A 20,556-nucleotide genomic window follows, 5' to 3' on the forward strand; every position below is an offset into this window, starting at 1 on the left:
AAAATTGATAGAACAAGGGCAAAATGAAAAGAAAACGTAAAACTGTCTAGACAGTTTTACACTTGATATAACAATTGTTTAGATTTTGAATCTTGACAATTTATTATAAAGGGTCGCCCTAGAAATCCCTAACAATGCCGCTGCTTTTGACTTATTTCCTTTTGCTTCTTTTAAAACGCGTTCAATTAATCCTCTTTCTTCCTCTTCACGCACCACTTTCATTGCTTCTTGTTTTGCTGGTAAAGACTGAATCATAGGTACTAATTTCTTCTGCTCCATATCCCGGTAATAAAATTCTTCTGGTAAATCCTTAGCCCGTATATGTGCATCATCTGATAGTGCAAATAGCCTTTCTAACACATTGATTAATTCCCTGACATTACCCGGCCAATTATAATGGAACATAAGGCGTAATACTTCTTTATCAAGTGTCTTTTCTTCGGCACCATACATTTGACATAACTTTTGTAAATGTTCTTCAACAATGAGTGGTATATCTTGTTTTCGAAAGCGAAGCGGTGGAATATGAATCGGAATAACATGAAGACGATGATATAAATCCTCTCTAAAGGTACCTTCTCTAACCATTTGTTTTAAATCTTTATTTGTCGCTGTGATTAGCCTGAAATCAACAGGAATTGGATGTGTACCTCCTATTCTTTCTATTTCCCTTTCTTGTAAAACACGTAAAATTTTTACTTGCGTTAATAGTGACATATCGCCAATCTCGTCTAAAAATAATGTTCCATGATTTGAAAGTTCAAATTTCCCTGCCTTCCCATTCTTTTTCGCACCTGTAAAAGCACCTTCTGCATAACCAAACAATTCAGATTCTAGTAAATTATCAGGAATAGCAGCACAGTTCACACTAATAAATGGACCGTTTTTTGTTATACCGGTATCATGTATTGCACGTGCAAATTGCTCTTTACCAACACCGCTTTCTCCAGTAATTAATACGGATGCTTTTGATCCAGCTGCTTTTCGAGCCATTTTTTTCGTTTCAGAAATTGTTTGACTTTCTCCAAGAATATCTTCAAATCGAATCTGCTTCTTTTTCGGTTTAGAAAACGTTGGTTTGATTGCCCTATCCTTTTGATCAAATCGTTCTAGTATTTTATAAATATCTGAAATCCCTTCATGAATAAGCATCCCTACAGCACCTATCACTCTTCCCTGCTTCCAAATTGGCATCCGGTGCACAACTAGATTCTGTCCTTGCAGACGGTGCACTTGATTTCTTTCTGGTACTCCTGTTTTTAATACAACTGGAAGCCGCGTATTCTCAATTACATTTTCAGCGTGCTGCCCTATTGCTTCTTCCTTCGTAACACCGACAAAACGACTGTACGTATCATTGAACATTTGGATAACTCCATTTTCATCCACAATTGCAATACCTTCGTATGCAGTATCAAAACAAAGTTTAAACCATTCTATCATTTGATGTGCACATTCGATTTCTTGAACCAAATCTTTATGAAAGGCTAATAATTCCTTATTACTGAACACTCCTTTAAGCTCTCTGTTTTCTTCGCAAGTAACGTAAAGTGGAATATTCTCTAACTCGCTTAATGAAAACTCTTCCCTTACGTTATAGAAAAAATGTCTCAGTATAGTGACAATCGGTTCATCCCACTCTGAATGATCCTCTAACCACTTTACACAATCAATTAGTTTCACAACTCCAATCACATGATTATTTTCTAAAACAGGGAGTTCTGCGCTCTCTGATTCAGCTAGTATTCGTAATGCTTCTCGAATTGTATTATCTTTCCTCAAAATGTACGGGTCCTGCTTCATCCAATTTCGAACAGATTCATATTTTGCAGCCATCATAACTGAATTTCCCTTCCTTTAGAATGTCTATACTCCTCTTTTCCTATCTGCATAACATGCTAATGCTTTTCTACCGTGAAAAAAATATTATGATAAAATGCAACTACACAAACGAGGATTTCGTTTCTTTTTCGTCAAAAAACTTTTATCAATCTCATTCTTACTATCCGTTAATATGACAAAAAAGCGATGATTCATTTCACATCAAGCAGGTGTTTTTGCTAAAAATGTGTATCATCGCTTTCTTATTTTATCTCGCTATTTTGGGGCAGTAAGACCCTCATCCCCACGATTCAGAATAGAGTGAGGAAGATAGATGGGCGACAACTGCTGGCATGCACCTGATTGGTTCAACTAACTAGCAGTAAGGGGATGCCTCCACTGCTGGAAGTTTCACTTCATCTATTGTCCTTCAGATAAAATTGTTTTTGCAATTCCCTTATCTAACTCCTCAAAGTCATGATAAGAAATTGTTTCATATAATTCACTTCTTGTTTGCATATCAGAAAGCCCTTCTTTTTGCGATCCTTCTTCTTTTATGAGCTGAAAAATACGCTCATAAGCTTTTGCTGCTACGCGAAGAGAAGTCACTGGATATATAACCATTTGATAACCGATATTAGCGAATTCTTCGGCAGTATAATACGGTGTTTTCCCAAATTCAGTCATATTAGCAAGTAAAGGTACCGTTACTTTTTTTGTAAATAAACGAAATTCTTCTTCTGACTGCAAAGCTTCTGGGAAAATAGCATCTGCACCCGCTTCTATGTAAGCAATTGCTCGCTCAATCGATGCATCTAATCCTTCAACCGCACGAGCATCCGTACGAGCTACAACAACCATCGATGGTGCTACTTCTTTTATAACTTTAATTTTTTGTTGCATTTCTTCAATAGAAACAAGTTTTTTCCCATTTAAATGTCCACATTTTTTAGGGAGTTGCTGATCTTCGATTTGAACAGCAGCTACATTTGCTTCCATCATTTCTACAGCAGTTCTTGCTACATTTAACACTCCACCAAACCCTGTATCAATATCGACAAGAAGAGGTAAATCCGTTGCTCTAACAAGATCTCTTGCTCTTTCAGCCACTTCAGTAGATGTTACAATACCTAAATCTGGTAAACCCTTACTTGCTGTATAAGCAGCTCCTGATAAATAAAGAGCTGAAAATCCAGCATTTTTTGCAACAAGAGCAGCCATCGCATCATGCGCACCAGGAATTTGCAAGATTTCAGGTGCTTCTACTAAAGTTCGGAATCGATTGGCAAGTTCTTCTTGTGTTGACTGTTTATTTACAACCCAAGCCATTCTTATTCCCCCTATACTTAAATTAAGAAAAGATCTACAAATTCATTTACATTCATATTTTCTAATTTTTCTTCGTTCAAACAAGTCTCATGAATTTTTTCTTGTTGTTTATTGGAATAATGAACAGCCATATTTGCAGAGAACTTTTGAACAACCTTTGGAATCGCTTCGTCTCTACGGAAACGGTGACCTAATGGATATTCACATTCTACATTTTCTGTTACAGTACCATCTTTAAAATGAATTTGAACAGCGTTGGCGATTGAGCGCTTGTTCGGATCAAGATAATCTAAACTGTATTGTTTATTTTCAACAACAACCATCTTATTTCGTAATTCATCTACACGAGGGTCAGAAGCTACTTCATCCTCATAATCATCTGCAACAATGTCACCTTTTAATAAACCGATTGCAGTAATGTATTGCAAGCAATGATCTCGGTCAGCTGGGTTATTTAATGGACCCTCTTTATCAATAATACGAACTGCTGATTCATGTGTCGTAATGGTAATACGGTCAATTTCATCTAATCGTTCTTTCACTTCTGGATGTAATTTCACTGCACATTCTGCAGCTGTTTGAGCATGGAATTCTGCTGGATATGATACTTTAAATAATACATTTTCCATTACATAAGAATCTAAAGGTCTTGCTAATTTTAGTTCTTGCTTATTAAACAATACATCTTGGAATCCCCATCCTGGTGCAGATAATGCTGTTGGGTAACCCATTTCACCTTTTAATGCAGTAAGTGCAAGATGAACACCACGGCTTGTCGCATCCCCAGCTGCCCATGACTTACGTGAACCTGTATTTGGAGCATGACGATATGTACGAAGACTAGAGTTATCAATCCATGCATGAGACAATGCATTAAAGATTTCTTCACGTGTGCCACCAAGCATTTTCGTAACAACTGCTGTTGTCGCTACTTTTACGTATAACACATGGTCAAGACCGACGCGGTTTAAACTATTTTCTAATGCAAGTACACCTTGGATTTCATGTGCTTTAACCATCATTTCAAGTACATCTCTTACTTTTAATGGTTCTTTTCCTTCTGAAATACGAACGCGGCTCACATAATCTGCAACAGCTAAAATTCCACCTAAATTATCAGACGGATGCCCCCATTCAGCCGCAAGCCACGTATCATTATAATCTAACCAACGAATCATACATCCGATATTAAAGGCACCGCGTACTGGATCAAGTACAAATGATGTTCCCGGTACACGTGTACCATTTGGCACAACAGTTCCTGGTACGACAGGTCCTAGTAATTTCGTACACTCTGGATATTGCAGTGCTAAAATCCCACATCCAAGCGTATCAAGCAACACATAGCGTGCTGTACTGAATGCTTCTGAGCTTGTAATCTCTTTATTTAATACATAATCCGTAATCTCTTCTAAAATTGCATCTTTTTGTTTAATTTCATTTGTTTTAATCACGCTATTCTTCCCTTTCTATCGAAAATTCGTTATTATTAAGAATGGGTGTCGGTCAAACACCCATCTGGCGGGCGGCCTTAACAACTCCCCAGTTGTTTTTATTTGCTAAGCACATGTCGCTCGCCGATATAATTTACACGTGGGCGAAACAAGCGATTATTTGTATGTTGCTCAATCACATGCGCACATAAGCCTACCGTTCTTGAACTGAAAAAGATTGGTGTATATAGTTGAATTGGAATACCTAACATCCAATAGACTGGAGCAGCATAATAATCTAGGTTTGGATAGATTCCTTTTTCCTTCTCCATAATCTTTTCTCCAGCTTCACACATTTCATATAATGTATAATCGCCTTTCACATCACATAACTGTTTTAATGCTTCTTTCATCATAAGCGCTCTTGGATCGATCTTCTTCATGTAGACGCGATGTCCAAATCCCATGATTTTTTCTTTGTTATACAGTTTCTTTTGCAATAATTCTTCGAATTTTCCGACAGTACCTGCTTCAAGCAGCATGTACATCACTGCCTCATTTGCGCCTCCATGTAAATTACCTTTTAAAGAAGCAACTGCTCCAGTTAAGGCACCATACAAGTCTGATTGTGTCGACGCAATTACTCTAGCCGTAAAAGTAGAGTTAGGCATTTCATGTTCACTATACAGAACAAGTGATCGATCAAATATTTTTTCTTCTAATTCAGAAGGCTTCTTACCCGTAAGCATATGGAAGAAGTTTGCACTATAAGATAATTCTTGAATCGGTTCAATTGGTTCTTCATTATTTAAAATTCGATAGCTATTCGCTACTATATTCGGCACCTTACTTAACAATTTATAAGCACGCTTTTTATTTACATCTAATGAGCGATCATCAATTTCATTGTCATAACCAGATAGCGCCGAAATTCCTGTACGCAATCCATCCATTGGATGCGTTTGTTTTGGCAATGCTTTTAAGACATCAAAAACACCAACAGGAACTTCATATTCATGCTTTAACGTTTCTTCCAATGCCGCTTTTTCATCTGAATTAGGAAGTTTCTCCTCTAATAAAAGATGAACAATATCTAAATAGCTTTTCGTTTTAGATAACTCAATCAAGTCATAACCTTGAATAACGATTTCTCCTTTTTTTGTATCAAGAAAAGAAATCTTCGTCTCTGCTGCAATTACCCCTTCAAGTCCTGGAAAAAATTTTCCTTCAGCTCCCATTTTGTTTTCCTCCAATCCAAATAGATCTTCGTTTACACTTCTGTAAGCCTTTCCAAGATTGCACAAATATATTTTCCTCACGATTCTCTATTTTAACTGCTCTCAAAGAATATGAGGTTAGCAGCGTACAAGGTTTTTCTATGTTTAGATTGTTCATAATGGTACTTTTGAAAGGATTGAGAAAATAAGCAAATGTTCCAAACAAAGAATCTCTCATAAGCTTCATATTTATTAATGATTTACGACAATAAAAAATAACTTTCAAAGAAGCTGTTACCATACGAAGAAGCACTTATCTTCGTAAATTTGCACCTCCTCTCCACGCAGACTTTGATATGTAAAACAAACAAGAATCACATCACTCTTAAATACAGTTACAAGACAATATTTTGTCTAATCGACCCCTGTATTAAGAAGATAGAACAAACACTTTATCTTCACCCGTTTTACACTCATTTTATTTTCTATTAAAATATATCAGACTTTTTAGAAGATTACAATTTATTTTATTTTCGTTATCTTTAGATATATAAACGATTTATTTTTCTAATAAAAAAAGAATAGCAATACGCTATCCCTTTCATACATTTTATATTCATATAGTTTATTTCAGCCATGATCCAACAATCGGATATTGAAAATGTCGATCATTCAATGCACGAACAATACCAATAATTGGAGTAATTAAAGCCATTAGTCCAAAAATAATTAAAAATGGAATTCCAATTAATACCCAAGAGAAAAATGCTGAAATACCAATTAATACGCCGATGACAAAGTGAAATATGACTGCTTGTAATGATAAATTTTTAATTTCTCGATCTGAACTCACAAGAAATATAATAAAAGGAACTAATACAGGTGCAAACCAAGTACTAGCATGAATAAATATTTTCAGTCCTTTATGCTCCATTTAAAAATCACTCCTTTTTTCTTTGTTTTTTCTTTGTTATGTAATATTTTATATAATAACTAATACTATGTGCATGAGGCCCGAGACTGATTTATACTCATCCAAAAGTTCCACTTATTTAGCCATTTTTAATGCTCCTACTCCAGAAGTTATTTTTGGATCGGACATGTTAAGATTAACACCCGCAAATATTATGGCCCATACTTATTGTCTCGATGAGCAACAATGGAAACAAACTGTATCTCCTATTCAATCTACTACTGTAATCGGTCCTCCTAAAGATTGTAACCCAAGTCAAAATCGAAATGCATTTCAGCATATACCTAATCAAAACCAAGTACACGCCGAGCATTCACCTTATTATTACCAACAACATCAAATTCCATTTCTCCATTGGGAATATTAATATAACACCCCACTTAAATAATACCCTTGATAACTCATAGGTTTCTTTTTATATAGCTTAGAACGAAAAAATGCCTTTATACGTTCCGTTCTTTTTTTAACAAGGTAAGGTTATAATTATGAAATTTTTTCATTGCTTTTGGATAACTATATTTTTTTATGAGATCATATGTTTCTTCTTGTTTATCTTCTAAAAGTAACTGTTTCATTTGTAAAATATAATGAACTGACTCGGATATTCTCTTTTTCATCTCTGCTTGATCTTTTGTAAACCCTCCATGTCCTGGTATTAGGAGACTAATATCATATTTGTCTATTATAGATTCTAATTTTTGTAGAGTTGATAAATAGTCATCACTGTTATGATAAATATAAGGAAACTCTATATTTGATAAGTAGTCACCAGCTATTACGATACCGAGAGGCTCGAGAACTGTAATAATGCCATCTTCAGTATGACCTGGAGCTTGATAAAAATGAAATTTCATATCACCTATTTCTAATTCCTCATATTCCTTACTAATAGAAATATCTACATTTGGAAACTTTATTTCATACTCTCTTGTTAAGTAATATGAATCATCAAAATCTCGAATACTATCGATAATTGATTGCTTATTCGGGCAATCTTTTAATTTTTTACTTGCAATTACTTTAGCATACAAAAATGCACCATACCCTAAAATATGATCAAAATCGGAATGTGTAAAAAGTAAGTAAACGTCTTTATCTTGTTTATTTTTATAAACATAGTTCTGAATTTCATTCACTTCATTCGGTAGCCAAGTTGGATCTATTACTAATACCAATTCATCAGTTTCTATAACAACCGAATTAGTTTGATACATAGCACTTTGAAAGATAGTTATGTAATGATCTTTATACTGAATCATTGCCTTATGCCTCCACTCTAGTTTCTCCCCTTGCATTGAAAAGATTTAAGTATATATCTCTAAAATCAAAAGGAAATTTTTACAAAAACTATATAGAAAGAATATCACTCTTTTTGTTTGTAGGCTATGAGATTTTTTATCAAAAACACCACCTTCCTTACGCTTTGGATTGTTTTTCACGATATTTACCTTGATGTATATTACGTATTACAGATACAATACTTTTAAATAAGTCTCATCACACCATGTTTTTGAATTGAAATCTTCAGCTATAATGCGTTGGCTTCCGTCATTTAGACACTCTATCCAAACGCCATAACCAGATAATACTTCTTTATTTTTTTCAATACATCTACATTCCATTCAATAGAATCGTAGTCCCCTAAATGAATGCAACAAGACTCTAGGCCTATCGACCAATCTAACTGATTAAAAATTGTTCACATTTTATTCAAATATTTGAACAATGAATATTTATTCTTTTTCTGCATAAATAGTTCTCCTTTTCGCATAGGAAAAACTTTCAATTTTTGACAAATTTCCAAACAACGATTTATTATACAAAATTTGAGAAAAATGGAGATTTTCCTCAAATTTTGTCTTTTCATATATATTTACAGTCCATATACACTCCATATAGACTGTTAGGTGTAAGAACAATCTTACAAAAAATTAGAAAAGGAGAAAAAAGAAAATGAAAAATTTCGCAAAGGTTACTTTAGCAACATTTATCGGATTTTGTGGCATTGGTGCTTTTTCACAAACGGAGAGTGTAAACGCAGCAGGATTAGATGTCACTTCTCAAGATTCTTTGAATGTAAATACTTCCACTGCCATAAACAAACAATCCATTATACCTGAACCAAAAACAATTAAGCACCATCATGTAAAGTATGAAAAAAGAAAGTACCAATCTGCTGAAAATCTCCCTAAAGAAATCTATTACTCTTCAGAAGGGTTTAAAGGATTTATTTCCGCAGTGACCATTATGGATACTGAAGACTATTTCATAGCTTGTTATTCCGGCACTGTCATTCGCTGTTAAATAGAAAGTAATATATAATATGAAAAATAAAGAATCTGTTTACTATAATAAAAAAAGCCAAAAAATCAATTGATTTGATTTCATGGCCTATTAAATAATAAGATAACATTAAAAATAACACTTTAACATTACCTTTCCCATAATCAATTATATAATAGAAAGAAAATTCTTTCAATTAAAAGACACTCATGTAGTGTCTTTTTTTATCAAAAAAGACTCCGCTATATAGCAAAACTACTTTTTACAATATGATAGTATCTCTAATCGAAAGTTCTCACAACTTTGTTTCATACATTACATAAAGTGAAACTTCCATCAGTGGAGAGTTTTTCATCTCCCACTGATGGTTAGCCCACCCAATCGAGCTTTTACGGGCAGTTATCCCCCACCTATCTTCTTTAGAAATGCGGAAGCGACTCGCACGCCAACGTTTCTCTATGAATCTTAAGGTGAAGGTCTTACTTCCCGCGAATAGCGGGATAAAAGTTAAGAAGAAAATTATATACGTTAAAAAGATTTAAGAACTACTTTATTTGGTATATAAAAAAATTACCCAGCCCAAAAAGAAGCTGGGTTTTATCATTCTAAAACGTAAATACACAAAAAACTTACTTTATAATTCGTCAAGTAAAAATTTATGTAAAATTACTATTTGAAATTTGTTATACTAAACATTGAAATTCTGATACATAGGAGGCTAATTATGGCAACAGAAGAAAGAAATAAGCAGCAACAAGAAAAGAAAAAGCGTTTTGGCTGTGGCTGTTTCGGATGCCTTGGTATTATTATTCTATTATTAATTTTAATAGGTTCTTGTTCCAACGGCTCCAAGGATGATAGCAAAGAAAAAGTAAAAGAAACTACAATTGTTAAACAAGATGAAGGACGAAAACAAGAAGAATTGAAAAAACAACAAGAAGAAGAACAAAAGAAACAACAGGAATTGAAAAAACAAGAAGAACAGAAAAAACAACAAGAGCAACAGGCTAAATCTGAACAAAAACAAACACAAAGTACAACTTCTCAATCTAAACCAGAACCTAAATCTTCACAGAGCGGATCTTGTAGTATTAAAGGGAATAAAAACAGTAAAGGTGAAAAAATTTATCATATGCCCGGACAGCAATTTTATGATAAAACCAATGCAGAAGAAATGTTTTGCTCAGAAGCAGACGCACAAGCTGCAGGGTATAGAAAATCAAAAAAATAGTAATAAAACCGGCTCCATAAAGGAGCCGATTTCTTTTTATCTAATCCATTTTACGTAACTTTCGTCAAAATACATCCAACCTACTATTTTGAGTAGACCCTCTTTTGTCGGAAAAATAGATTATTTCCTCTATAATGATAGTGAAAAGTATCTATACTAAATCTTCCGGATAATGTTTCTCAATTTACTATATATTCCATTGATGTTAAATTTGATTTGAAAAAGATTTCTTTTTCATTCGTCCCTTTTCGAACCTCGAAAGCAATAAGATAGATGGCGGCACTCCTAGGAGTGTCTTTTTTTCACAACATCATATTGATTCTAATAAGAAATCCTTACAATATTTTTTGTTATTAATTAATATATTATATTATACAGAATTTTTTATACGGTAAATAAGAACAATTCTGAGAAAACATACGCAATAAACCAAGAATGTATATATTCTTGCATAAAGCTTTTAAAAGAGAAAAAGGTCTAATCCTTGTTGAACATAGAGTTAGTCTTTGTGTTTACTGTATATAATGACATGTTATGTAAACTTCACATGTATGTGCTATTCATACCTATTATTTTTGGATTAAACCAATCTATCAAAACAAAGAAAAAGTCGCTGCACCTCCAATTGTTAAACTGTGTCTAACAATTGGAGGTGCACTTCACTCTAAACAATGACTTTTTCTTCCTTGTTTTGATGCCATCTATGAAGTGTACCGATATTATCACTATTTATGGTGTAGCGATAATATAGGGAAGACCAATATCTGTTTCTATGACTAGAGGGATTAAAAACCCTGGAAAACTATTAAATACCTCGTGAGTAGAATTGATCCAGTTTGACAAACCAGCATCTGTCAGACCAGCCACAGCAGGATGGGATGGAGCGACAATATTAACATTCTCTCCTTGAAATCCTTGTACTGTAAAGGTACCAAATTGGTCTAATATAGTCACTGGTGTATTTGCAGGTGAATTGAAGTAGTAGCAGCCAAGACTTACATATAGTCCTGTACCAGGACGGCTGGCAGCAAAGCTGATTCCATCTTTAATCATCTGTAAACCTTCTGGATGTGCCCCCTCATGAAAAGTTGGATCTGTTCCTTGGATGTAAATCGCTCCAGTGATGGCTGGACTCCATGTCGTTCTATTTGCTTCTGCTGCTGCTAATGGAGAAGTATTTTCAAAACAGCATGCATCTCCAATAACAATCGCGTCAAACTGTTCAAAGTCTGCAGTGGTAAAGTTTGACCAAGTTGCTTCATTAGCCACTGTAACCGAGAATCCTAATGAAGCAGCCAACTCTGCTTCATTTGGGCTACAACCGAGCGAAGGTCCGAAAACCAGAATTCTGTTAGTCTTTTGACGTTCTTTAGGTAAAGTATCGATGAGATCAATCACATTTTCGAATTTGAATTCCAAGAGCATTTCCTTCTTGATGACATCACGAAGGGTTCTTTGCACACTTGAGTTGACGGTAAGAAGATTAGATACCGTAACTACCGGAGGAGAAAGTGTAGTTTTTCCTGGCGGTAGTGTTCCTAAAACAAATTGAAGCTTCTCTGCCTCAGCATTGATAATGTGAGCTAAAGCTAATTCTTCTAAGGCAATGGAACTTAAAAGCAATGGAATCGTCTGTGCAGTAGAAATAGAAATGGTAGGTGTGATATTAGGTATATTTGGAAAAGACAATGTACATTCATCCTTTCTCGGAAACCATCGAATCACCTTATTCTGTGCATGGGTTTCCTACTTTTGTTATTTGTACGTTCACAAATCTTTATTGTTGTTTTAAAAAACATCATAAACAAAGGTGTTTACCTATCATGCTTTTTATCTTACTCAATAAAAATTTGAATGACTGAGCATTTACCTATGTGTACAAGCGGATTTTTAGTTGAAAGAGCCCTTTTTATTCCATCTATGGAACACCTGCGATATGAGTAGGAACACAAATCGTCCGCATTTATCGTGTTTGACGAATAAACGCGCGTCAGGATCTACCGGTCTAATATTTGTCTATTTTTCCTCTATTTTCAAACGTTTCGCTGGTAGGGGTTTTTTCCCATGGCGCAAACGGTGATCGTTAATCATCTTTAAATCTTTGTCTTTTTCTTCTATTACTTTCTCCTCTACCAAAATTTCTCGGATAACGTTTATTTGCGTTTACTTTCAATTCTGTTTCTTCCGCCACCCATGTTTCGTTCGCAATAAATCCTTCTTGATGAATCAAACGAAGACAATGCTAAAAAAGCTTCTCCCAAAACGCTGTATTCCGTAAACGTTGTGAAAGAAACTTAGAGCTCGTTGAGTGATCTGAAACTTTCTCTTTTGGAGAAATGCCTACAAACCAACGATACGTCGCATTCTGTTTTACCTGATTACATGTAAAACGAACGGAATGAAAGCCCTCCAAATATTGAATTAATAAAATTTCTTTTTCATTCGTCCCTTTTCAAACCTCGAAAGTAATAAGATAGATGGCGACACTTCTAAGAGTGTCTTTTTTTCACAACATCATATTGATTCTAATAAGAAATCCTTACAATACTTCTTGTAATTAATTAAGAATTTTATATATTCCATCATATAAAAATTATTTTACAATGATGAAAAACTTTCCTACCATTTCTTTCTGTGCATGTTGAAAAGTTTCTAAAATCAGTTCTGCATATGAACCAAGAAATTTTTTACTTTCTTCAAAACATTCCCATTCAATCGTTAAAGGAAGACCTATCCATCCAGTTAAACAATCCCATAAAGCATCAGCATTTTCTCCATAATACTCAGGTAAATCTAACTTTTCTTTTAATACTTTATGCAAAACTTCCGTGCTTATAAATTCTTGTCCATTTAACACTATTTTTTCCATATTAATTTCTCTCCTTATTTTAGTAAAAGCTTTATATGTAATCTGTAGTTTTATAAATTATCCATCATTTGACTATGAAATTCTATTATTTCCTCCATATCCTGATAAATAATAGAATTTCACTTGATACCATGTTCCATCGTATTTACCAGATGATAATCCCCCTATTTGTTTAGCTGTTCTGATAACAGGTGTGATATCAATAAATCATTATTGTTATTATAAATATTCTTACTTTATTGATGTGAAATTGTAGTTGTAATTTTGCTAAATGTCTATTAATATTATTCGGCATTTCATTTTTTGTCAGTTTCATTCTCCACCTCCCCAAGATGACTTTGAGGAACATGCCGAGTTCTTTTGTGACTTCCTTGCAATTTCAAAAGTTTGACACAGCTATGGAAAAAGCTTATAAAGAAAAGTGAGGTTCCTAATATTCGCTTTCATAATCTTCGGCATACCCATGCTACTTTAATGCTAAAACAAGGTATTCATCCGAAGATTGTTAGCGAACGATTAGGACACAAAAGAATAGGCATCACATTAGATACCTACTCTCACGTTGTACCAGGTCTTCAAGAAAAAGCCGTAGAAGATTTTGCAAACAATCTATTTCAAAAACACTAATGTTTGCAAAATGTTTGCAAATACGAATTTTGCATAAAAATACTAGCAAATTCGTCTAACATTGAAAGGAGTTAAAAACATGAAAGAAATCAAATCTGAAAAAGAATTTCGCGATCTTATCGCAAAAGAAAATCCAGTAGTAATTAAATTTTTCACAACATGGTGCCCAGATTGTGTGCGTATGGACAATTTTATCGGTGATGTAATGGAAGAGTTCAATAAATTCGAGTGGTATTCCATTAATAAAGATGAGTTCCCAAGCATTGCTGAAGAATATCAAGTAATGGGAATTCCAAGTTTATTAGTGTATCAAAACGGTGAAAAACTGGGCCATCTACATAGTGCGAATGCAAAGACAGAAGAGCAAGTTACTGAGTTCTTAGAAGTATATTAATATAATATAAACAACTTACAAAAAAGTGCTTAGAAGCATATCTAAGTGCTTTTTGTATTTTTTGCCCTTACGAAACAATGTTCTCCCTTTCTTAAAATGCTAAAAGTACACAACAATGTTTGTATAGACCCACACGACTTTCGTTTGATACGCTTATACATAGAGAATCTTTGAGAGAAAGGTGAATGAATAGTATGGAGCCACTTTCTAACAAAGCTGCTGATAAAGGGGCAATACTAAGCATTGTTGCTTATATATTTTTATCAACTGTTAAAATTGCAATAAGTTACATAGCTGTTTCTAGCGCACTGCGTGCAGATGGTCTTAACAATTTAACCGATATTGGCGCATCACTAGCTGTATTAATCGGATTGAAAATTTCCCGAAAACCTCGCGATCCGGATCACCCATATGGTCACTTACGCGCGGAACAAATCGCTTCACTCGTCGCATCCTTTATTATGATGACGGTCGGATTCGAAGTTATCGTGAATGCTGTTCAATCCTTTTTCAAGGAGGAACAGACGACCCCTAATTTAATAGCAGCCTGGGTTGCTTTGTTTTGTGCTGCTATTATGTATAGCGTATACGTATATAATCGTAAAATTGCAAAAGAAACAAAAAGTAAGGCACTAGAAGCGGCTGCAAAAGACAATTTATCTGATGTTCTTGTGAGTATAGGGACAGTTATTGGTATTTTCGGTTCACAATTTCAAATGCCTCTTCTTGATCCAATTGCAGCACTTATCGTCGGCATCATTATTTGTAAAACAGCTTGGGATATTTTCAAAGAAGCGTCACATCTGTTAACAGATGGCATTGATCCAGACAAAATGAAGAAATATGCCGAAACAGTAAAAAACATTTCAGGCGTTGAACACATTGTGGACATACGAGCACGCATGTATGGAAATCAAACGTATGTTGATATTACTATCGAAGTAGACGCACACATGGACGTAAGTGAAAGTCATCGTATTACTGATGAAATTGAAGAAAAGCTGCAACAAAAACACAATATTTGGTACACACATATTCATGTGGAACCTATGCAAAAAGAACCTATGCTCACATAGGCTCTTTTTATGTAAAATAAAATGGATTGAAATTAGCCCATAACGAATCATTGGTTAACTTGATACAGAAGATTTATTGTCGGCTACTTGCGGGATAAATGTTTGATGAAACATGATACATAAAACAAGCCAACTTCCTCCAGCAGCCCAGCCCGCTAAAATATCAGACGGATAATGTACCCCTAAATATATACGACTAATAGAAATGGAAAAGATAAAAAAGCAGGCAATAACAATAAGCAATAATTTTCGATGCAATTGTAGGCGATGTTCGGTAATTGTAATGTATGCAATAAACCCAAGAAATGTAACAGCATTCATCGCATGTCCGCTCGGAAAGCTGTAACCTGTCGCCGTAACAAGTTGTGATATATCAGGTCTTGGTCGTTCATACCATAGCTTTAACATATAGTTCATATGGCGCGAACCATAAAAATTTATCATTAACAAAATGGCTGTCATGTATCGTCTTCGAATCAAAAAATACATAAACAGGATAAACAATACAGGAAAATATACCTTTTTTGATCCAATATAAGACATCCATACAAAATAAGCGGTAAAATATTCATTACGAAAGCTTTGTATATAATTACTTACTACATGATCAAATTGATCAATGAAAGATGTTTGATAAGAAAAAGATAGTACAACAAAACCAATGAGTAAAACAAATAGTAACATATATAAATGTCGATATCTCTTCATCTGCATAACCTCACTATACAAAAATGGAGCGGGTGTTTTATTTTCCCTCTCCATTTCTTTTTTATGCATGAATTACCCAGAAATATAACTGTTAATTTTTTGCTGCATTGTTGGAATATCTTCACGCTTCACTGTAAAACGTAAAACTTTTTCATCCATATCTAAAGCTTCAGATAATAGTCCAGCAATTCCACTTGCTTTCCGATCTACTTCCATCACAATTTCTAAACTATCATACGAACGCGGGATGATCAGCAGTTCTAATTCATCTAACTTTCCATAATATTGCCCGGATACAGGAACAAACTCAAACTCTTGTGCGAATGGTACATGATCGCGCAAACGGTATGGAAGTTCTTCACATTCCGTTTGACGAAGATGAAATCCAAGATTTTGGACTGCATCTAATACACTTTTTAACAATAAGTTGGGAAGTATTTGAACGTAATCACGATCACTTGGATCAATGCTGCGTTTAATATCTAGACCAGTCTGTACCCAAACTGTTTTCATTCCAAATGTTAATGGTGCTTCAATCGGCATTGGGAAAGAAAATGGAATTTCTCGTTTTTCATTTATCCCGATCGTTATAGGAGTTGTTAAGCGCACCTTTTTTAAATCATATGTTGAACTCATTTTTTTATCATCCACTTCACGAATATATGTCGTAGATAACGTTAAATAAATGCTATCAATCTCTTGTTCTACTGATCCACCAGTAATATGTACAACCCCTGTAATTTCTTCTCCGATGAGCCATTCTTCTTGCGTTAATACAGTATCAACTTTTGCACTGCCAATACCAACGCTTGCTAAAAACTTTTGGAACATGTATCTCCCATCCTTTCTATTATACAGCGCACATCTTCTATTAGTTCTTGTACATTTTCGTAATACGGCTCTTTCATTTGTAACATCCGCATAATTACGTCACTGCTATTTGCTGATAATGTTAATTCTTCATACCAAGGTCTTTCTTCTTTTGAAGATTCATAACTAGAATACAACAAAAACAAAACAAAATGTCCTAGTGCATAAAAATCACTACGATAATGAATTTCACGCATAGATGCTTGTTCCCCTTTATAAGACCCGGCACGTTCATCATTTTCACCAATAAAGCGAGCTAATCCAAAATCAATAATAGATATTTCATCATCATTCATTAAAACATTAGGAATTCGCAAATCGCGATGCACAATACCTTGACTATGAAAATAAGAAACGACATGAAGTACTTTATATAAAATAAGAAAAACTTCTTTTTCTGTATACATTTCTCCATATTTGAAAATAAAATCTTCAAATGTCTTCCCGCGCATTTCTTCCATTATAAAAAAAGGTTCTTTTCTCCATGTAAAACTATGAAAAAAACTAGGAATCGCATGGTGTTCTAACTGCTGTAAAATCGCTTGCTCATATGTAAACGATTTCCTACCTGATGCGTAGCGCTGCTTACTTTTTCGAAGTTGTTTTAATACTTTTTTCTCATGAGACAACATGTCAGTAACAAGATATGTAAAACCATAACTTCCCATACCAAGAATGCGTTGAATTTGATACCGCTGTGCAACGACAGTATCGATGGACAGCGGTCGATCAAACCATGCCAATACTTTTTGAAAATTCATCAACTACTAGAGAAAAAACTGCCACTTTTATGTTTTCTTTTATAATGATGATGCCCATACCCATGAGATGGACGATGTTTATGATGATCGCTGCTAGAATACGAACGATGTCGATGTCGATAATCACTACTGGAGTAAGAGTGGTGCTTATGTTTATTCCCTAGCAAAGAATCAATAATTTTTTTGAACATTTCTTCACCTCTTCAGAAAATTTTCACTTTCATTATACCAAATACAACACGATATGGTGATATTAGTTTTTTAATTTATGCGATGCAAAAAACGACGAGTCTATCCCGTCGTTACTTTCCTTCATCATCTTCGTCAAATACTTCATCAATCATACATTTCTCTAACAAATAATCGAAGGCAATATCTGCAAGATCTTCAATTTCTTCGCGCTTTGGTACATAGCCTCTTACAATTAATTGCTCATAAAAAAATTCCGCAATTTCTTCCGTATCAATCACGACCTCTATTTCCTTCATGAGCATCACCCCTTTAATTCTGTTTTATGAAGAAAAATAGAAATTATGTATAACAATAGAAAAACATTTTTCTTTTCTTGCTAGATATATAGGTTATACAAGAGGACACTTTTGCATAAGATGTAGTACAAGCTATATAAAGGAGGAAAACACAATGGACTATAAACAAAAAACAATACATATAGAGGAAGGTTTTGTACATGAAGATAAATGGGTGGACAAACTAATTTCTATATTTATTATCTTTTTAACAATTGTAGGCATACCATATACAGCTTTTATTTTCTTTCAATTCCTGCTCTCTTTCTAAGTTATTTTTTCTCGGATAATTTAATTAAATAATTACGTACAACTTCCATCACAATTTTATACTCTTCATCTTGAAATGTTTCATATAATGTTCTGTAATCATTAAAAATATCTAGTAAACCATCAATAATTTCTTTTCGATTCGTTTTTATACTTACTTTTTTCGAATTATTAATAGACTTTAATTTACCTAAATCAAGCTTATTCATACCTGCCTTATCTTGTTTCATTTTCTTTAAAATGATATTTGCTGTTTGTGCATTCGCTATAAGTGTCAAATCAGATTCATCCGCTTCTAGCCACTCTCCATCTGTAATACGAGATAATTCATAAATTGTATCTTCCCATGCATCATTTTTATAACGCCATACTTCCGTCCGGTAGCCAACAACACGAAATACATCTTTTTCATAGCCTGTTACTTGAACGAGATCACCAAACGTAAATTTATAGTGCAGTTCAATCCACTCGGATTCGCCATCTTTCATTTCTTGTTCCGTCACAAGCTGTAATGTATGTTCTACGTAAAATCCATCGTGATTGTTCACTTCGTATACATAAACGCCATCTAGTATTTTTATATTTGTTATATTTCTAAATTTATTTGATGAATAACCATTTACGATTAAAAGGTTATCGCCTCCTTGTAAATAAAAAAGAAAAACCGTATACCTTAGTGGCACACGAGTTTAATTTGGTTTATCTTTTATTTTATCATTTTCTTGATTATCTAGAACATTCGGATTATTAAACTTATTGTACAATTCAATTAGTCCCTTGGCTGCCTTCACCGGATCAAAGGTTCCTCTTTCTCCATATTTTACTTTCACAATGAAATCACCTCGTTGCAGAATATGCATGAAGTTTTTGTTTGGAATCTTGTCTCAACGTATTTTTTTCTTGTTATCATTCCCCATTTTTCTCCTCCTCCCACCGAAACAGTCCGAACTATATAGCAGTATCTTGGAGAAGTGATTTCCCTTTTTAAAATTCCGATAATTGACGATGAACTTTTAGTCAAAATTTGTTTTTAAAACCTTTTTTCCGTAACCATTGTTCAATCAGCGTCCAACTTGCGTTCACCTTCTACACTTTCCATTCAACAATTACCTCACTAAATTTAGAATGAATCCAGTCATTGGTCTGGATGTTATATATCATAACTCTTAACTATTTAAATTAAGGTAAATACACACACATTATCAATCTACTAAATTACATAACTAATAATCATATTCAGTTAGATAATATGGAATAATCTTATCTATCATGCAGTAAACTCCAACACCTTCCAGGTACATCTGTTTGAAACATTTGAATGTTTCCTGTATCAGCTACTGTCACATAACAGGTTTTTCCATCAGGACCTCCAAATGTAAGGTTATTACATTTTTTTCCGGTAAGGTGAATTTCGCTTAGAAGATGACCATCAGGTGATATCTTTGCCACCACACCTTTACCAATGCGAGTTACAAACAAATTGCCAGCCATATCACAACGCATCCCATCAAGTCCAAAATCGGTAAATTCTATAAGTAAGCGTTTATTACTTAATTCGTAGTTACTTGATAGATCATATACCCATATTTTTCTTTTCTCTGTTTCATTTACATATAGTTTTTTATCATCAGGGCTCACTTCAATTCCATTAGTCGTTCCCATATTGGTTTCTAATAAATGAGTGACCCCGTTTTTATCAATACGCCATAATTGTCCTGTTGATTCGCTCCAGTTGGGATCACTAGCGAATAAAACACCTTGATTGGTTATCGCTAAATCGTTAGGCTGGTTCATATCAGGGTTATGAGCAAACACTCTTATTTCTTTTGTTTCAATATTAACTGCGAATATATTATGTTTAACATAATCTGCAATGAACAAAGTTCCATTACGGTCAATACGTGTCCCGCTTCCGATACTACCCTTAGGCAGTTCAATAAAGACACTACTATTCCCATTTGGAGTTACTTTGCCAATCGTGCCTGATTTTTTAAAGTTAACAGCGTAAATATTCCCTTTTTTATCACATGAAGGACCTTCTATTCCAGCTGTAAATTTATGTGGTTTCGTTAGCATTTTGCTCTTTAATGATTCAACACCCATGATTTAAATCTCCTTTCCTATTAAAAAAATATTGACAAACTATTAAGCTGTTTTTGTTGAAGTA

22 protein-coding genes and 3 pseudogenes are annotated in these 20,556 nt (G+C 34.1%); 7 read left to right on the forward strand and 18 right to left on the reverse strand.

Annotation, left to right across the window (positions count from 1 at the left end; genetic code table 11):
- Window positions 1-78: 78 nt before the first annotated feature.
- The 5 genes from ACIGHG_RS08680 to ACIGHG_RS08700 all read right to left on the reverse strand — a co-directional run bounded on the left by ACIGHG_RS08680 (window position 79) and on the right by ACIGHG_RS08700 (window position 6,734).
- On the reverse strand, window positions 79-1,839 hold the full coding sequence (locus ACIGHG_RS08680; protein ID WP_396548105.1) for a sigma 54-interacting transcriptional regulator: 1,761 nt from the start codon (window positions 1,837-1,839) through the stop codon (window positions 79-81).
- 402 nt (window positions 1,840-2,241) lie between these two features.
- A complete protein-coding gene (prpB, locus tag ACIGHG_RS08685; protein ID WP_336472645.1) occupies window positions 2,242-3,150 on the reverse strand; it encodes a methylisocitrate lyase in 909 nt (302 codons plus the stop codon).
- A 17-nt stretch (window positions 3,151-3,167) separates the two neighbouring features.
- Window positions 3,168-4,604, reverse strand: a complete 1,437-nt coding sequence (prpD, locus tag ACIGHG_RS08690) for a 2-methylcitrate dehydratase (protein WP_336472646.1) — start codon at window positions 4,602-4,604, stop codon at window positions 3,168-3,170.
- A 98-nt stretch (window positions 4,605-4,702) separates the two neighbouring features.
- Window positions 4,703-5,821, reverse strand: coding sequence for a citrate synthase (gene mmgD / locus ACIGHG_RS08695; RefSeq protein ID WP_396548108.1), 1,119 nt, complete (start codon window positions 5,819-5,821; stop codon window positions 4,703-4,705).
- A gap of 604 nt (window positions 5,822-6,425) precedes the next feature.
- Window positions 6,426-6,734 (reverse strand): DUF4870 domain-containing protein, encoded by a 309-nt coding sequence (locus ACIGHG_RS08700; RefSeq protein ID WP_090995817.1) that lies wholly within the window; start codon window positions 6,732-6,734, stop codon window positions 6,426-6,428.
- 115 nt (window positions 6,735-6,849) lie between these two features.
- On the opposite strand from ACIGHG_RS08700, the pseudogene ACIGHG_RS08705 reads away from it, so the two are divergent.
- Window positions 6,850-7,140 (forward strand): annotated as a pseudogene (locus tag ACIGHG_RS08705) (cupin domain-containing protein); the annotation flags it as partial.
- Window positions 7,141-7,216: 76 nt separating this feature from the next.
- Here ACIGHG_RS08705 and ACIGHG_RS08710 read toward each other — a convergent pair.
- Window positions 7,217-8,032, reverse strand: coding sequence for an MBL fold metallo-hydrolase (locus ACIGHG_RS08710; RefSeq protein ID WP_396548110.1), 816 nt, complete (start codon window positions 8,030-8,032; stop codon window positions 7,217-7,219).
- A 694-nt stretch (window positions 8,033-8,726) separates the two neighbouring features.
- On the opposite strand from ACIGHG_RS08710, the gene ACIGHG_RS08715 reads away from it, so the two are divergent.
- Both ACIGHG_RS08715 and ACIGHG_RS08720 read left to right on the forward strand, forming a co-directional pair.
- Entirely contained in the window at window positions 8,727-9,077 is a 351-nt protein-coding gene (locus tag ACIGHG_RS08715; protein ID WP_336472649.1) for a hypothetical protein, read from the forward strand.
- 703 nt (window positions 9,078-9,780) lie between these two features.
- Complete coding sequence (locus ACIGHG_RS08720; RefSeq protein ID WP_396548112.1) at window positions 9,781-10,287, forward strand: sunset domain-containing protein; 507 nt, start codon at window positions 9,781-9,783, stop codon at window positions 10,285-10,287.
- A gap of 1,377 nt (window positions 10,288-11,664) precedes the next feature.
- Here ACIGHG_RS08720 and ACIGHG_RS08725 read toward each other — a convergent pair.
- The 4 genes and pseudogenes from ACIGHG_RS08725 to ACIGHG_RS08740 all read right to left on the reverse strand — a co-directional run.
- Window positions 11,665-11,976, reverse strand: a pseudogene (locus ACIGHG_RS08725) (alpha-helical endospore appendage domain-containing protein); the annotation flags it as partial.
- Between the two features lie 394 nt (window positions 11,977-12,370).
- Window positions 12,371-12,517 (reverse strand): hypothetical protein, encoded by a 147-nt coding sequence (locus ACIGHG_RS08730; RefSeq protein ID WP_396548114.1) that lies wholly within the window; start codon window positions 12,515-12,517, stop codon window positions 12,371-12,373.
- 12 nt (window positions 12,518-12,529) lie between these two features.
- Window positions 12,530-12,718, reverse strand: coding sequence for a transposase (locus ACIGHG_RS08735; RefSeq protein WP_396548274.1), 189 nt, complete (start codon window positions 12,716-12,718; stop codon window positions 12,530-12,532).
- A gap of 162 nt (window positions 12,719-12,880) precedes the next feature.
- The gene (locus ACIGHG_RS08740; RefSeq protein ID WP_396548116.1) at window positions 12,881-13,156 is read right to left on the reverse strand and encodes a barstar family protein; all 276 of its coding nucleotides are present in this window, start codon (window positions 13,154-13,156) and stop codon (window positions 12,881-12,883) included.
- Window positions 13,157-13,525: 369 nt separating this feature from the next.
- On the opposite strand from ACIGHG_RS08740, the pseudogene ACIGHG_RS08745 reads away from it, so the two are divergent.
- The 3 genes and pseudogenes from ACIGHG_RS08745 to ACIGHG_RS08755 form a co-directional block, all read left to right on the forward strand.
- Window positions 13,526-13,783: pseudogene (locus tag ACIGHG_RS08745) on the forward strand (tyrosine-type recombinase/integrase); the annotation flags it as partial.
- Between the two features lie 79 nt (window positions 13,784-13,862).
- Complete coding sequence (locus tag ACIGHG_RS08750; RefSeq protein ID WP_336472651.1) at window positions 13,863-14,177, forward strand: thioredoxin family protein; 315 nt, start codon at window positions 13,863-13,865, stop codon at window positions 14,175-14,177.
- 194 nt (window positions 14,178-14,371) lie between these two features.
- Window positions 14,372-15,253: a cation diffusion facilitator family transporter gene (locus ACIGHG_RS08755; protein WP_396548276.1), complete on the forward strand. Its 882-nt coding sequence runs from the start codon at window positions 14,372-14,374 to the stop codon at window positions 15,251-15,253.
- A gap of 54 nt (window positions 15,254-15,307) precedes the next feature.
- Here ACIGHG_RS08755 and ACIGHG_RS08760 read toward each other — a convergent pair whose 3' ends face one another.
- The 5 genes from ACIGHG_RS08760 to ACIGHG_RS08780 all read right to left on the reverse strand — a co-directional run bounded on the left by ACIGHG_RS08760 (window position 15,308) and on the right by ACIGHG_RS08780 (window position 18,080).
- Complete coding sequence (locus tag ACIGHG_RS08760) at window positions 15,308-15,961, reverse strand: phosphatase PAP2 family protein (RefSeq protein WP_396548118.1); 654 nt, start codon at window positions 15,959-15,961, stop codon at window positions 15,308-15,310.
- Window positions 15,962-16,033: 72 nt separating this feature from the next.
- Complete coding sequence (locus tag ACIGHG_RS08765; RefSeq protein WP_336472653.1) at window positions 16,034-16,792, reverse strand: sporulation protein; 759 nt, start codon at window positions 16,790-16,792, stop codon at window positions 16,034-16,036.
- The gene (locus ACIGHG_RS08770) at window positions 16,774-17,592 is read right to left on the reverse strand and encodes a serine/threonine protein kinase (RefSeq protein ID WP_396548120.1); all 819 of its coding nucleotides are present in this window, start codon (window positions 17,590-17,592) and stop codon (window positions 16,774-16,776) included. The genes ACIGHG_RS08765 and ACIGHG_RS08770 overlap by 19 nt, the downstream gene beginning before the upstream one ends.
- On the reverse strand, window positions 17,592-17,783 hold the full coding sequence (locus tag ACIGHG_RS08775) for a hypothetical protein (protein ID WP_090911567.1): 192 nt from the start codon (window positions 17,781-17,783) through the stop codon (window positions 17,592-17,594). The genes ACIGHG_RS08770 and ACIGHG_RS08775 overlap by 1 nt, the downstream gene beginning before the upstream one ends.
- A gap of 111 nt (window positions 17,784-17,894) precedes the next feature.
- A complete protein-coding gene (locus tag ACIGHG_RS08780; protein ID WP_020060656.1) occupies window positions 17,895-18,080 on the reverse strand; it encodes a YozD family protein in 186 nt (61 codons plus the stop codon).
- Between the two features lie 154 nt (window positions 18,081-18,234).
- Here ACIGHG_RS08780 and ACIGHG_RS08785 point away from each other — a divergent pair, with 154 nt between their 5' ends.
- Window positions 18,235-18,390 (forward strand): DUF3930 family protein, encoded by a 156-nt coding sequence (locus ACIGHG_RS08785; protein ID WP_336472655.1) that lies wholly within the window; start codon window positions 18,235-18,237, stop codon window positions 18,388-18,390.
- Between the two features lies 1 nt (window position 18,391).
- On the opposite strand, the gene ACIGHG_RS08790 is transcribed toward ACIGHG_RS08785, so the two are convergent.
- The 3 genes from ACIGHG_RS08790 to ACIGHG_RS08800 all read right to left on the reverse strand — a co-directional run bounded on the left by ACIGHG_RS08790 (window position 18,392) and on the right by ACIGHG_RS08800 (window position 20,492).
- Window positions 18,392-19,015 carry a hypothetical protein gene (locus ACIGHG_RS08790; protein WP_336472803.1) on the reverse strand — a complete coding sequence of 208 codons (624 nt, stop codon included), beginning with the start codon at window positions 19,013-19,015 and terminating at the stop codon, window positions 18,392-18,394.
- A 63-nt stretch (window positions 19,016-19,078) separates the two neighbouring features.
- Window positions 19,079-19,249 (reverse strand): hypothetical protein, encoded by a 171-nt coding sequence (locus ACIGHG_RS08795; protein WP_175483354.1) that lies wholly within the window; start codon window positions 19,247-19,249, stop codon window positions 19,079-19,081.
- A 400-nt stretch (window positions 19,250-19,649) separates the two neighbouring features.
- Window positions 19,650-20,492 (reverse strand): SMP-30/gluconolactonase/LRE family protein, encoded by an 843-nt coding sequence (locus ACIGHG_RS08800; protein ID WP_336472656.1) that lies wholly within the window; start codon window positions 20,490-20,492, stop codon window positions 19,650-19,652.
- Window positions 20,493-20,556 lie beyond the last annotated feature (64 nt).

Origin of the sequence: Bacillus sp. NPDC077411, from assembly GCF_044543425.1 — a bacterium.
Classification (GTDB): Bacteria; Bacillota; Bacilli; order Bacillales; family Bacillaceae_G; genus Bacillus_A; species Bacillus_A bruguierae.

Coding starts and splice junctions, on each gene's coding strand:
- ACIGHG_RS08680 (WP_396548105.1), bottom strand. CDS start 1,839: ATGATGGCTGCAAAATATGAATCTGTTCGAAATTGGATGAAGCAGGAC.
- prpB (WP_336472645.1), bottom strand. CDS start 3,150: ATGGCTTGGGTTGTAAATAAACAGTCAACACAAGAAGAACTTGCCAAT.
- mmgD (WP_396548108.1), bottom strand. CDS start 5,821: ATGGGAGCTGAAGGAAAATTTTTTCCAGGACTTGAAGGGGTAATTGCA.
- ACIGHG_RS08700 (WP_090995817.1), bottom strand. CDS start 6,734: ATGGAGCATAAAGGACTGAAAATATTTATTCATGCTAGTACTTGGTTT.
- ACIGHG_RS08710 (WP_396548110.1), bottom strand. CDS start 8,032: ATGATTCAGTATAAAGATCATTACATAACTATCTTTCAAAGTGCTATG.
- ACIGHG_RS08715 (WP_336472649.1), top strand. CDS start 8,727: ATGAAAAATTTCGCAAAGGTTACTTTAGCAACATTTATCGGATTTTGT.
- ACIGHG_RS08720 (WP_396548112.1), top strand. CDS start 9,781: ATGGCAACAGAAGAAAGAAATAAGCAGCAACAAGAAAAGAAAAAGCGT.
- ACIGHG_RS08740 (WP_396548116.1), bottom strand. CDS start 13,156: ATGGAAAAAATAGTGTTAAATGGACAAGAATTTATAAGCACGGAAGTT.
- ACIGHG_RS08750 (WP_336472651.1), top strand. CDS start 13,863: ATGAAAGAAATCAAATCTGAAAAAGAATTTCGCGATCTTATCGCAAAA.
- ACIGHG_RS08755 (WP_396548276.1), top strand. CDS start 14,372: ATGGAGCCACTTTCTAACAAAGCTGCTGATAAAGGGGCAATACTAAGC.
- ACIGHG_RS08760 (WP_396548118.1), bottom strand. CDS start 15,961: ATGAAGAGATATCGACATTTATATATGTTACTATTTGTTTTACTCATT.
- ACIGHG_RS08765 (WP_336472653.1), bottom strand. CDS start 16,792: ATGTTCCAAAAGTTTTTAGCAAGCGTTGGTATTGGCAGTGCAAAAGTT.
- ACIGHG_RS08770 (WP_396548120.1), bottom strand. CDS start 17,592: ATGAATTTTCAAAAAGTATTGGCATGGTTTGATCGACCGCTGTCCATC.
- ACIGHG_RS08775 (WP_090911567.1), bottom strand. CDS start 17,783: ATGTTCAAAAAAATTATTGATTCTTTGCTAGGGAATAAACATAAGCAC.
- ACIGHG_RS08780 (WP_020060656.1), bottom strand. CDS start 18,080: ATGAAGGAAATAGAGGTCGTGATTGATACGGAAGAAATTGCGGAATTT.
- ACIGHG_RS08785 (WP_336472655.1), top strand. CDS start 18,235: ATGGACTATAAACAAAAAACAATACATATAGAGGAAGGTTTTGTACAT.
- ACIGHG_RS08795 (WP_175483354.1), bottom strand. CDS start 19,249: ATGCATATTCTGCAACGAGGTGATTTCATTGTGAAAGTAAAATATGGA.
- ACIGHG_RS08800 (WP_336472656.1), bottom strand. CDS start 20,492: ATGGGTGTTGAATCATTAAAGAGCAAAATGCTAACGAAACCACATAAA.